Source organism: Streptomyces sp. CRCS-T-1 (assembly GCF_024442335.1).
In the GTDB taxonomy this organism is placed as follows: Bacteria; Actinomycetota; Actinomycetes; order Streptomycetales; family Streptomycetaceae; genus Streptomyces; species Streptomyces koelreuteriae.
In genome coordinates, this window is the sequence record NZ_CP101651.1 from 8275434 (window position 1) to 8287478 (window position 12045).

The 12045-nt window shown below is 72.2% G+C and carries 9 protein-coding genes; 7 read left to right on the forward strand and 2 right to left on the reverse strand.

The features are described from left to right. Positions 1-2 precede the first annotated feature (2 nt). Both NNW99_RS37425 and NNW99_RS37430 read left to right on the forward strand, forming a co-directional pair. On the forward strand, positions 3-437 hold the full coding sequence (locus NNW99_RS37425; protein WP_215123825.1) for a cupin domain-containing protein: 435 nt from the start codon (positions 3-5) through the stop codon (positions 435-437). Then, entirely contained in the window at positions 434-1819 is a 1386-nt protein-coding gene (locus NNW99_RS37430; protein ID WP_215123827.1) for an aldehyde dehydrogenase family protein, read from the forward strand. Before NNW99_RS37425 ends, NNW99_RS37430 begins: the two co-directional genes overlap by 4 nt. A gap of 15 nt (positions 1820-1834) precedes the next feature. Here the strand turns inward: NNW99_RS37430 and NNW99_RS37435 are convergent, their stop codons facing one another. Next, positions 1835-2269, reverse strand: coding sequence for a VOC family protein (locus tag NNW99_RS37435; RefSeq protein ID WP_215123829.1), 435 nt, complete (start codon positions 2267-2269; stop codon positions 1835-1837). A gap of 106 nt (positions 2270-2375) precedes the next feature. Here NNW99_RS37435 and NNW99_RS37440 point away from each other — a divergent pair, with 106 nt between their 5' ends. The 3 genes from NNW99_RS37440 to NNW99_RS37450 all read left to right on the forward strand — a co-directional run bounded on the left by NNW99_RS37440 (position 2376) and on the right by NNW99_RS37450 (position 7407). Then, on the forward strand, positions 2376-3224 hold the full coding sequence (locus NNW99_RS37440; protein ID WP_215123831.1) for an oxygenase MpaB family protein: 849 nt from the start codon (positions 2376-2378) through the stop codon (positions 3222-3224). A 66-nt stretch (positions 3225-3290) separates the two neighbouring features. Next, positions 3291-5519 (forward strand): serine/threonine-protein kinase, encoded by a 2229-nt coding sequence (locus NNW99_RS37445; RefSeq protein WP_215123833.1) that lies wholly within the window; start codon positions 3291-3293, stop codon positions 5517-5519. 310 nt (positions 5520-5829) lie between these two features. Further along, on the forward strand, positions 5830-7407 hold the full coding sequence (locus tag NNW99_RS37450) for an NAD(P)/FAD-dependent oxidoreductase (RefSeq protein ID WP_215123835.1): 1578 nt from the start codon (positions 5830-5832) through the stop codon (positions 7405-7407). A 4-nt stretch (positions 7408-7411) separates the two neighbouring features. Here NNW99_RS37450 and NNW99_RS37455 read toward each other — a convergent pair whose 3' ends face one another. Beyond that, positions 7412-9202 carry a serine hydrolase gene (locus NNW99_RS37455; protein ID WP_251058045.1) on the reverse strand — a complete coding sequence of 597 codons (1791 nt, stop codon included), beginning with the start codon at positions 9200-9202 and terminating at the stop codon, positions 7412-7414. A gap of 138 nt (positions 9203-9340) precedes the next feature. On the opposite strand from NNW99_RS37455, the gene NNW99_RS37460 reads away from it, so the two are divergent. Both NNW99_RS37460 and NNW99_RS37465 read left to right on the forward strand, forming a co-directional pair. Next, positions 9341-10453 (forward strand): nitronate monooxygenase family protein, encoded by a 1113-nt coding sequence (locus NNW99_RS37460; RefSeq protein ID WP_215123837.1) that lies wholly within the window; start codon positions 9341-9343, stop codon positions 10451-10453. Then, a complete protein-coding gene (locus NNW99_RS37465; protein WP_215123839.1) occupies positions 10450-12000 on the forward strand; it encodes an acyl-CoA synthetase in 1551 nt (516 codons plus the stop codon). Before NNW99_RS37460 ends, NNW99_RS37465 begins: the two co-directional genes overlap by 4 nt. Positions 12001-12045 lie beyond the last annotated feature (45 nt).

The following is a 12045-nucleotide window of genomic DNA, read 5'->3' on the forward strand; positions in this document are numbered from 1 at the left end:
CCATGTGCACCCAGCCCGCCCAGCCGAATCTGCTGATCCGCCCCGACGAGGTCGAACGCTTCGACCGCGGCGGCGGCGTCGCCACCGTCCCCTACGTCGGCAAGTGGAACTCCGAGAAGGCGGTCATCACCACCGGGCAGACCGTCTTCCAGCCCGGCACCGGTCTGCCCCTGCACAGCCACAACGTCGAGGAGTCGGTCCTGATCCTCGAAGGCGAGGCGACCGCCGAGATCGACGGCGAGTTCTTCGACCTGGAGGTCGGCCAGGCGACCTGGGTCCCGGCCGGCATCCCGCACCGGTTCTTCAACCGCGGCGAGGGCGTCATGCGGATCTACTGGGTCTACGGCGGCCGGGACGTCACCCGCACCATCACCGCCACCGGCGAGACCTTCGAGCACCTCTCCGCGAGCGACAAGGGAGGGGCCCCCACCTCATGAGCGCCACCATCCGGATCATCAACCCCGCCACCGGCGAGCAGACAGCCACCTACGAAGGCTGGGACGCGGGCCGCATCGAGGCCGCCGTGGCGCGGGCGCACGCCGCGAGCCGCGCCTGGGCGCTGGTCCCGGTGACCGAGCGGGCCGCGCGCGCCGCCCGTCTCGCCCGCACTCTGCGCGAACACCAGGACCACCTCGCCTCCCTGGCCGTCACCGAGATGGGCAAACCGGTGGCGGAGGCCGAGGGCGAGGTGGAGAAGTCGGCGGTCACCGCCGAGTACTACGCCCTGCAGGGACCCGGCATCCTCGCCGACGAGCAGGTCGAGGTCGACGGAGCGCGAGCATGGGTGGCGTACGAGCCCGCCGGCCTAGTCCTGGCCGTCATGCCGTGGAACTTCCCCGTCTGGCAGGTCATGCGCTTCGCCGTCCCCTCCCTGGTAGCGGGCAACGGTGTCCTGCTCAAGCACGCTTCCAACGTCACCGGCAGCGCCCTGGCGTTGCAGGACCTCTTTGTCGAGGCGGGCTTCCCCGAGCACCTGGTGACCACCCTCGTCATCGCGGATACGGACGTACCCGAGGTGACAGCGCGGCTCATCGAGGACGACCGCGTCGCCGCCGTCACCCTCACCGGAAGTAACCGGGCGGGCGCGGCCGTCGGATCGGCGGCCGGACGTGCGGCGAAGAAGTCCGTCCTGGAACTGGGCGGTTCGGACGCCTTCGTGGTCCTCGACGACGCCGACATCGACGCAGCCGCCGCGGCGGCGGTGAGGGCTCGCTTCACCAACTCGGGCCAGAGCTGCGTCTGCGCCAAGCGGTTCATCGTCAGCGCCACCGTGGCGGACGCCTTCACCACCGCCTTCGTGGCCGGCGTCGAAGCGCTGCGCGTCGGCGATCCGCGCGACCGTCGGACCCAGATCGGCCCGCTCGCCCGCGATGACCTGCGAGCGGCGATCCAACGGCAGGTCGAGGACTCCGTCGCCGCCGGGGCCCGGCTCCTCACCGGAGGCAAACCCCTGCCCGGCGACGGGTACTTCTACCGGCCGACCGTCCTGGCGGACACCGGCCCCGGCATGCCCGCCTTCGACGAGGAGACCTTCGGACCGCTCGCCGCCCTCACCGTCGCCCGGGACGACGAGGACGCCGTACGGCTCGCGAACGCCACCGCGTTCGGACTCGGGGTGAGCGTCTGGACGGCCGACCCGGGCCGGGGCGTCGCCCTGGCCCGCCGTGTCACCAGCGGAGCGGCCTTCGTCAACGCGATCGTCGCGTCCGACCCGCGCCTGCCCTTCGGCGGCACCAAGCGCAGCGGCCACGGCCGCGAACTGGCCGCCGCCGGCATCCGCGAGTTCACCAACACCCGCACGTACTGGGTCACCGCCTGACGGCTCGGGCCGGGCTCAGTCGAGGCAGAACTCGTTGCCCTCGATGTCCTGCATCGTGATGCACGACTCTTCTTGCCCATCGGCAAGCTGCGTGTACAGGTGGACCGCGCCGAGCGAGACCAGCCGTGCGCACTCGGCCTCCAGCGTGGCGAGACGCTCTTCCCCGACGAGCCCGATGCCGGCCCGGACGTCCAGGTGCACCCGGTTCTTGACGACCTTCCCCTCGGGTACGCGCTGGAAGAGCAGGCGCGGGCCCGTACCCGAGGGGTCACTGCACGCGAAATAGGTCACCTGGTCCTCGGGCGGCAGCGAGCGGTGGTAGTCCTCCCACGTGGCGAACCCCTCCGGGACCGGCGGTAGGACGTATCCCAGCACCTCGCACCAGAAGGCAGCGAGGCGCGCGGGCTCCGCGCAGTCGAAGGTGATCTGGATCTGCTTGATCGATGACATCAGCGCACCATAGCGCTCCCAGTGACCGGACCGTACTGCTGGTGCCCAGGGGTGTCGACCTGTTGTTCGAGCTGTGTCATCGTGGGCGCCGTGCGGAGGTGAGTCCATGACCGGCGCGGACCCCGGGCTGTTCACCCCTGATTCGGTGACCTGGCAGGTGCACGGCGACCCCATGATGTGGATCGCCGGTATCCGGGCGCTCTACCTCCAGGCCCTGCATCCGCGCGCCGTACGCGGCGTCATGCAGAACTCCGACTTCCGGCAGGACGCCTGGGGCCGGCTGATGCGCACCGCGAACTTCGTCGGCACCACGACATACGGCACCACGGAAGCCGCCGAACGGGCGGGCGCCCGCGTGAGGAAGATCCACCGCATGCTGACGGCGACCGACCCGGACACCGGCGAGCGCTACGGCGTCGACGAACCCAGTCTGCTCCTGTGGGTGCACTGCGCCGAGATCGACTCCTACCTGCACGTGCTGCGCGAATCCGGGTTCCGGCTCACCGACGCCGAGGCCGACCGCTACATCGCCGAACACCGGCAGAGCGCACGCCTGGTGGGGCTCGACCCGGGCACCGTACCGGCCGACCGGGCCGAGCTGGCCGCCTACTTCGAGAAGGTGCGCCCGGAGCTGGCCGCCGGACCCGAGGCACGCGAAGTGGACGACTTCCTCCTCCACCCGCCGACGCACCCGCTCCTCGTACCGGTGCGCGAGGTGCTGTGGCGGCGCGTGGCACAACTGGCGTACGCCTCTCTGCCGCCGTACGCCCACGAGTTGTACGGCAGACCGGCCCCCGCACCCGCCACCGCCGCCCGGCAACTGCGCCTCACCGGTCTCCTGTTGCGCCGGATTCCCGCACGTCTGCGCTGGCAACTCCCGCCCAAACACATCCTGCGTGCCATGGCGAGGCTCGGCCCGGACACGCGCCCGGCACCGTACAAACTCGGACGATAGGCCGCCATACTGAGTGGGCCAGTGGGAGGAGCGGGCGAACAGCTACCGGGGGGAGCGTCGCGCGACATGGGGGAGAGCAGGCTCATCCACGGCCGATACCGGCTGCTCGATCTGATCGGGCGCGGCGGCATGGGCGAGGTGTGGCGGGCACGGGACGAGTCCCTCGGCCGGCACGTCGCCGTCAAATGCCTCAAACCGCTGGGCCCCAACCACGACCACGCCTTCACGCGCGTACTGCGCGAGCGGTTCCGGCGTGAGGCCCGGGTGGCCGCAGCGCTCCAGCACCGGGGCATCACCGTCGTACACGACTTCGGCGAGTCCGAGGGCGTCCTCTACCTCGTCATGGAGCTGCTGGACGGCCGCAATCTCAGTCAGCTCCTGGAGGACAACAAGCAGCACCCGCTGCCGGTCGCCGACGTGGTGGAGATCGCCGAGCAGGTCGCCGCCGCGCTGGCGTACTGCCACGAGCAGAACATCGTCCACCGCGATCTGAAACCGGCCAACATCGTGCGGCTCGGCGACGGCACCGTGAAGATCTGCGACTTCGGCATAGCCCGCCTCGGCCACGACATCGGCTTCACCTCCCGGCTGACCGGCACCGGCATCGCCATGGGCACCCCGCACTACATGTCCCCGGAGCAGATCAGCGGCACCGAGGTCGACCAGCGCAGCGACCTGTACTCCTTCGGGTGCGTGCTCTACGAGATCGCCACCGGCGTGCCGCCGTTCGACCTCGACGACCCCTGGGCGATCCTCGTCGGCCACCGCGACACCCCGCCCCGGCCGCTGCGCGAACATCGCCGCGAACTGCCCGAGTACCTGGAGCGCGTCGTCCTGGACCTGCTGGCCAAGGAACCCGGGCACAGACCCGACGACGCCCGCGAGCTGGCCCGTCGGATCAGCATGCACCGGGCCGCGCCGCAGTATGTGCCGAGCGTGCTGGCGGCCCGTGCCGCGCCCGGCGCGCTTGCGGGAGCGGGACGGCTGCCGTCCTGGACCCACGGCATGACCACCGGCCACAAGGCCGCCGGTGCCGGGCTGCGCACCGCACCGGCGGACCCGGCGGCCGGACTCTCCGGCGAATGGATCGCCCGGCCCGCCGCGGGCCCCGTCGAGGATCCCGTCCCCGAGGAACGGCCCACCCCGCCCCCGGACGCCCTGACCGCCTTGGCCGGCCGGCACAACGCGGGCCTGAGCCTCGGCCGGCTCGGCCGCTGGGCGGAAGCGGGGGAGGTGCACCGGGCGGTCGCCGCCGAACGCGAACACCTCCTCGGCCCCGACCACCCCGACACCCTCGCCAGCCGCTACGAGGTCGCCTTCACGCTCAGCCGCACCGGCCGCGCCGCGGACGCTCTGCGCGAGTACAAGCACGTCACCGAGGCCAGGATCCGCAGCCACGGCGCCGACCATCCCGACACGCTCGCCGCGCGCCAGGAGATGGCCTACGTGCTCGGTCAGTTGGGCCGTCCCTTCGACGCCCACCGGGTGTACACCTCGGTGCTCACCGCCCGGGAGCGCACGATGGGGACCGACCACCCCGACACCCTGCGTTGCCGGCACAACCTCGCCTTCAACCTCAGCCGCCTCGGCCGACTGGAGGACTCCTACCGCATGGCCCGCGAGGTGGCCGCCGCCCGCGCCCGGGTGCTCGGCCCGGACCACCCCGACACCCTCGTCACCCGCTACGAAGTCGCCTACGCCCTCGGCCAATTGGGCCGCTGGGCCGAAGCCCTGGAGACCTACCGTGAGGTCGCCGCGGCCCGTGCCAGGGCCCTCGGCGCCGACCACCCCGACACGCTCGCCGCCCGGCACGAGATCGGCATCAGCCTGGGCCGCCTCGGCCGCAGCGCGGAGGCCCTGGACCTCTATCGCGACCTGGCCGAGGACCGCACCCGCGTCCAGGGCCCCACCCACCCCGAGACCCTGCGCGCCCGCCACGGCCGGTGCGTCAACCTGGGTCGGCTGGGCCGCTGGGAGGAGGCCCTCGCCGAGTCCCGGGACGTCGGCGCCCTCCGCGAGCGGATCCTCGGACCCGAGCATCCGGACACCCTGGTCAGCCTCCGCGAGGTCGCCGTCGGCCTGGGCTGGCTGGCCCGCTGGGCCGACGCGCTCACCGAATACCGGCGCGTCGCCGCCGCCCGCGAACGCGTCCTCGGCACGGACCACCCCGACACCCTCGCCAGCCGCAACGACGAGGCACACTGCCTCCAACAACTCGGCCGCGCCGCCGAAGCCGTGGCGCTCTACCGCCAGGTGGCGGCCCTGCGCGAGCAACGGGCGTCGGCCGGGCGGTGACCCGGGCGGAACCGGGTCGGCAGCGCGAGAAGTCGGTCGGCCGGAGGCCGGGGTCGCCCTGAACACCCAGGTGACCGCACACTGCTGAAGGCCGTGCCTGGACACCGACTGCCGCCGGGCGGCCCGACCGCCTGTCTCGACGCCTGCACCGCGGAGCCCGTCGTCCGGGCGGATGCCCACGCCGATGAGCCTGCCGCCCGGGACCGTCGCCGACGGCCGAAGGGCCCGTCCGCCCACCTCGACGCCTCCGCCCAAGGGCCCGTTCGCCGCCCGTCTGGCCGACCTGGATCACCCCGTGTTACGAAGAACCATGACCGCACCCGAGGGACCCCGCGCACACCGGACGTACGACGCCGTCATCGTCGGCGGTGGACACAACGGCCTGGTCGCCGCCGCCTACCTGGCCCGGGCCGGCCGTTCCGTGCTGGTTCTGGAGCAGTTGGACCACACCGGGGGAGCGGCGGTGTCCACCCGGCCGTTCGCCGGGGTCGACGCGCGGCTGTCCCGGTACTCGTATCTGGTCAGCCTGCTGCCCAAGAAGATCGTCCGGGACCTCGGCCTGGACTTCCGCGTCCGCACCCGCACCGTCTCCTCCTACACACCCGCAGAGCGCGACGGCCGGCCCACCGGGCTCCTCGTCGGCGGCGGCGAGCGGCGGACCCAGGAAGCCTTCGAACGGCTCACCGGCTCGGACCGCGAGTACCAGGCCTGGCAGGAGTTCTACGGCATGACCGGCCGCGTCGCCCAGCGGGTCTTCCCGACCCTCACCGAGCCGCTGCCCACCCGGGAGGAACTCCGCGACCGGCTCGACGACGAGCAGGCCTGGCGGACGCTGTTCGAGGAGCCGATCGGGGTCGCCGTCGAGGAACGGTTCGCGGACGACCTGGTGCGCGGCGTGGTCCTCACCGACGCGCTGATCGGCACGTTCGCCGACGCCCACGACCCCTCACTGAAGCAGAACCGCTGCTTCCTCTACCACGTGATCGGCGGCGGCACCGGCGACTGGGACGTCCCCGTCGGCGGCATGGGCGCCCTCACCGACGCACTCGCCGACGCGGCACGCGCCGCCGGCGCGGTCATCGCCACCGGCCACGAGGCGCTGCGCATCGCCACGGACGGCCGAACCGCCGAGGTCACCTACCGCACGGCCGACAGCGAAGGCACCGTCGCCGCCCGGCACGTCCTGGTCAACGCCTCCCCGCATGCCCTGGCGCAACTGACCGGCGACACACCCCCGGCCCTCGCCGAGGGCGCCCAGCTGAAGGTGAACATGCTGCTCAAGCGGCTGCCGACGCTGCGGGACAGCTCCGTCGACCCGCGCGAGGCGTTCGCCGGCACCTTCCACATCGCCGAGGGCTACGGCCAACTGGCTGCCGCCCACGCCCAGGCCGCCGCCGGTGAGCTGCCCGCAGCGCCGCCCTCCGAGATCTACTGCCACTCGCTCACCGACCCGACCATCCTCGGCCCCGACCTGGCCGAACAGGGCTACCAGACGCTCACCCTCTTCGGGCTGCACACCCCGGCCCGCCTGTTCGAGCGGGACAACGACGCCGTACGCGAAGAGCTGCTGAAGTCGACCCTCGCCCAGCTCGACGCCCACCTGGCCGAACCGATCGCCGACTGCCTGGCCACCGACGCGGACGGACGGCCCTGCATCGAGGCCAGGACGCCGCTCGACCTGGAGCGGGACCTCGGCCTGCCGGGCGGCAACATCTTCCACCGCGACCTGAGCTGGCCCTGGGCCCAGGACGGCACCGGCCGCTGGGGCGTGGAGACCGGGCACGCCAACGTGCTGCTGTGCGGTGCCGGTGCGGTGCGCGGCGGCGGAGTGAGCGGAGTGCCCGGGCACAACGCGGCGATGGCGGTACTAGAGGACGATCCCCGGTGAGCCCTCAGTCCGCCGACCGCGTCCACCCGACTGCCTGAAGGCGCGAAGCGTCCGCCGGGCGGGTCTCGTCGAACAGGACGTCGCCCGCCGTCTCGACCCGGAGCCCGTCCACGTAGCAACCACGCCCGACATACAGCCGGTCCGTCGCGTACCGCCAGCGCAGGGCGAGTCCCCGCGCGGCGGGGACATCCGCCGTGAGGCGGTGCCAGGCGCGGCCGGACCAGCCGGTGACCGAGCCGGACGGATGCGGCCGGGGTTCCTCGCCCCGGCGGGACGTCGTGAAGGGCACCGGCTGCCACGTCGTGCCGCCGTCGGTCGTGGCCTCCAGGACCAGGGTGTCGGCCTTCGGCTCGGTGTCCCACCACAGCGCGCAGCGCAGCCGCGCCCCGCCGGCGGACGTGTCGAGCTCGGGAAGAGTGAGCGTCGCCGTCGAGGAGACCGCCATCCCGGAGAACCAGGCGCTGCGTCCCCGCACCGGCCGGACCGGCACGGCCCGTGCCAGATGGTTCGCGGCGGCGACCCGAGGCGCCGACCCCGAACGCCAACTGCGTACCGGATGAACGGAGTTGCCGAGCACGACGAGGAAGGAGTCCGTCGTCGGGTCCAGCACCAGCGAGGTGCCCGTGAAGCCGGTGTGCCCGGCCGTGCGCGGCGTGGCCATCGCGCCCATGTACCAGTGCTGGTAGAGCTCGAAGCCGAGGCCGTGCTCGTCGCCGGGGAAGGCGGTGTTGAAGTCGGTGAACATCAGCTCCACCGACTCCGGCCTCAGGATCCGCTCCCGCCCGTAGACACCGCCGTTGAGCAGCGTCCGGCCGAGGACCGCGAGGTCCCACGCGTCGGAGAACACACCCGCGTGCCCCGCGACCCCGCCCAGGCTGAAGGCGTTCTCGTCGTGCACCTCGCCCCACACCAGGCCACGGTCCAGGCCGGACCACGGAGGGCGTGCGTCCTCCGTGGCCGCGATCCTCGGCCGCCAGGAGGCGGGTGGGTTGTAGCGGGTGCGGCGCATGCCGAGCGGCGCGGTGATCTCCTCCCTCAGGAGGGTGTCCAGGGAGCGGCCCGTGATCCCTTCCAGCACGAGCTGGAGCGAGACCAGGTTCAGGTCCGAGTACAGATACGCCGTGCCCGGTGCGCTCACCGGCTTCTCGTTCCAGATGAGCTGGAGTTTCTCCTCGTAGGTCGGTGCTTTGTACAGCGGGATCCAGGCGCGGAAACCGGAGGTGTGGGTGAGGAGCTGACGGATCGTGATGTCCTGCTTGCCCGCACGTCCGAAGTCAGGCAGGTACGAGGCGACCTTGCCCTCCAGCTCCAGCCTGCCCCGCTCGATCTGCTGCACGGCGAGGATCGAGGTGAACAGCTTCGACACCGACGCCAGGTCGAAGACGGTGTCCTCGGCCATGGGAATCTGCTCGTCCGGCGGGAACTCCACACCGGTGTCGGTCTTCTCGTCGTAGGCCCGGTAGCGCACCGCCATGCCGAGGGGCCGGTGCAGGGCGACGGTGCCGCCGCGTCCGGCGAGCAGGACGGCACCCGCGTACCAGGGGTGCGCGGGGGAGGGGCCGAGGAAGGTCTCGGCGTCGGTGACGAGCCGGCGAAGGTGGGAGGAGAGCAGTCCGGCGCGTGCGGCGGAGCCGTGGCGGAGGGTGGGGCGGTGACGTGTCGGCGGGGCGGCCGCGGCGGGCCCCGCGGGCAGGGAGGCGAGGGCGAGCGCACCGCCCAAGGCCAGGGCCCGTGCGCCCAGTTGCCGCCGGGTCGGTTCAGCGGTCGCCGCTCTGTCTGCCGCTCCCTCGGTCACCGCACACCCCTTCGCCTCAACCGTCTCGCATGTCCCCGAAAGTATGTCCGCCGCACGCCTTCATGAATCTGACCGAGAATCTGACGGGGTATCAGAAATGCTCTTCCGTCCTCCGGAGGACTACGGCATCCTGCGCCCATGCAGACGGAGCTGAGCCAGAAACTGGGAGTCGAGCACGCCGTCTTCGGCTTCACGCCGTTCCCCGCCGTCGCCGCGGCCATCAGCCGGGCCGGCGGCTTCGGCGTGCTCGGCGCGGTCCGCTACACCGCCCCCGACGAGCTCAAACGCGACCTGGACTGGATCGAGGCGCATGTGGACGGACGGCCGTACGGCCTGGACGTCGTGATGCCGGCGAAGAAGGTCGAGGGCGTGACCGAAGCCGAGGTCGAGGCGATGATCCCCGAGGGGCACCGGCAGTTCGTCCTGGACACCCTCGCCAAGCACGGTGTGCCCGAACTCGCCGAGGGCGAGGCGTCCGGATGGCGTATCACCGGCTGGATGGAGCAGGTCGCCCGCAGCCAGCTCGACGTCGCTTTCGACTACCCGATCAGGCTCCTGGCCAACGCCCTCGGTTCCCCGCCCGCCGACGTCATCGCCCGCGCCCACGACCAGGACGTGCTCGTCGCCGCGCTCGCGGGCAGCGCCCGGCACGCCCGCAAGCACCAGGACGCCGGGATCGACATCGTCGTGGCGCAGGGCTACGAGGCCGGTGGTCACACCGGTGAGATCGCGTCCATGGTGCTCACCCCCGAGGTCGTCGACGCCGTCGCCCCGCTGCCCGTGCTGGCCGCCGGCGGTATCGGCAGCGGACAGCAGGTGGCCGCCGCGCTCAGCCTCGGGGCTCAGGGTGTGTGGCTGGGCTCTATATGGCTGACCACCACGGAAGCGGACCTCCACTCGCCCGCCCTGACCCGCAAACTCCTCGCGGCCGGCTCCGGCGACACCGTCCGCTCCCGCGCCCTGACCGGCAAGCCGGCGCGCCAGCTGCGCACCGAGTGGACCGACGCCTGGGACGACCCGGCCGGGCCCGGCACCCTGCCCATGCCGCTACAGGGCCTGCTCGTCGCCGAGGCCGTCTCGCGCATCCAGAAGCACGAGGTCGAACCACTGCTCGGCACCCCGGTCGGGCAGATCGTCGGCCGGATGAACAGCGAACGCAGCGTCCAGGCCGTCTTAGACGACCTCACCCGCGGCTTCGAACAGGCCGTGGACCGCGTCAACCGCATCGCCGGAAGGAGCGGCCAGTCGTGAGCACACCCGCAGTGGGCTTCTGGGCCCAGGCCACACAGGACCCCGGCCGTAGCGTGCTCGTCGCGCCCGACGGCGAGGAGTGGACCGCCGGACGCCTGCACGCCGACGCCAACCGGCTCGTGCACGGCCTGCGCGCGGCCGGACTCGAACGCGGCGACACCTTCGCCGTGGTCCTGCCCAACGGCGTCGAGTTCCTGACCGCCTATCTGGCCGCCAGCCAGGCCGGGTTCTACCTCGTCCCCGTCAACCACCACCTGGTCGGACCGGAGATCGCGTGGATCGTCTCCGACTCCGGCGCCCGGGTCCTCCTCGCCCACGAGCGCTTCGCCGACGCGGCACGCGACGCCGCCGACGAGGCGGGCCTCCCGGCCACTCACCGGTACGCCATAGGCGCGGTCGAGGGCTTCCGGCCGTACGCCGAACTCCTCGACGGACAGCCCGAGTCGGCGCCCGCCGACCGCACCCTCGGCTGGGTCATGAACTACACCTCGGGCACCACCGGACGGCCGCGCGGCATCCGCCGCCCCCTGCCCGGCAAGCCGCCGGAGGAGGCCTACCTCGGCGGCTTCCTCGGCATCTTCGGCATCCGGCCGTTCGACGACAACGTGCACTTGGTGTGCTCGCCGCTCTACCACACGGCCGTGCTGCAGTTCGCCGGCGCGTCCCTGCACATCGGGCACCGGCTGGTCGTGATGGACAAGTGGACGCCCCAGGAGATGCTCCGCCTTATCGACCGCCACCGCTGCACCCACACCCATATGGTCCCCACCCAGTTCCACCGCCTGCTGGCCCTGCCCGACGAGGAGAAGGACCGCTACGACGTCTCCGCCATGCGGCACGCCATCCACGGCGCCGCGCCCTGCCCCGACCATGTGAAACGGGCCATGCTCGACTGGTGGGGCCCCTGTGTGGAGGAGTACTACGCGGCCAGCGAGGGCGGCGGGGCCTTCGCCACCGCCGAGGACTGGCTGAAGAAACCCGGCACCGTCGGCAAGGCCTGGCCCATCAGCGAACTCGCCATCTTCGACGACGACGGCAACCCGCTGCCGCCCGGCGAACTCGGCACCGTCTACATGAAGATGAACACCGGCGGCTTCTCGTACCACAAGGACGAGGCCAAGACCCGCAAGAACCGCATCGGCGACTTCTTCACCGTCGGCGACCTCGGCCACCTCGACGAGGACGGCTACCTCTTCCTGCGCGACCGCAAGATCGACCTGATCATCTCCGGCGGCGTCAACATCTACCCCGCCGAGATCGAGTCGGCCCTGCTCGCCCACCCCGCCGTCGCGGACGCCGCCGTCTTCGGCATCCCACACGACGACTGGGGCGAGGAGGTCAAGGCGGTCGTCGAGGCGGCACCGGGACACCGCCCCGGCCCGGCCCTCGCGGCCGACCTCCTCGACCACTGCACCCACCGGCTCGCCGGGTACAAGCGGCCCAGAAGCGTCGACTTCATCACCGAGATGCCCCGCGACCCCAACGGCAAGCTGTACAAGCGTCGGCTGCGGGAGCCGTACTGGGAGGGCCGGAACCGACCGGTATAGGTGGCCTCGATGCGCAGGCCCCGGAACGCGCCGGACGCCTGGGCG

Coding starts and splice junctions, on each gene's coding strand:
- NNW99_RS37435 (WP_215123829.1), bottom strand. CDS start 2,269: ATGTCATCGATCAAGCAGATCCAGATCACCTTCGACTGCGCGGAGCCC.
- NNW99_RS37445 (WP_215123833.1), top strand. CDS start 3,291: ATGGGGGAGAGCAGGCTCATCCACGGCCGATACCGGCTGCTCGATCTG.
- NNW99_RS37430 (WP_215123827.1), top strand. CDS start 434: ATGAGCGCCACCATCCGGATCATCAACCCCGCCACCGGCGAGCAGACA.
- NNW99_RS37460 (WP_215123837.1), top strand. CDS start 9,341: ATGCAGACGGAGCTGAGCCAGAAACTGGGAGTCGAGCACGCCGTCTTC.
- NNW99_RS37425 (WP_215123825.1), top strand. CDS start 3: ATGTGCACCCAGCCCGCCCAGCCGAATCTGCTGATCCGCCCCGACGAG.
- NNW99_RS37450 (WP_215123835.1), top strand. CDS start 5,830: ATGACCGCACCCGAGGGACCCCGCGCACACCGGACGTACGACGCCGTC.
- NNW99_RS37440 (WP_215123831.1), top strand. CDS start 2,376: ATGACCGGCGCGGACCCCGGGCTGTTCACCCCTGATTCGGTGACCTGG.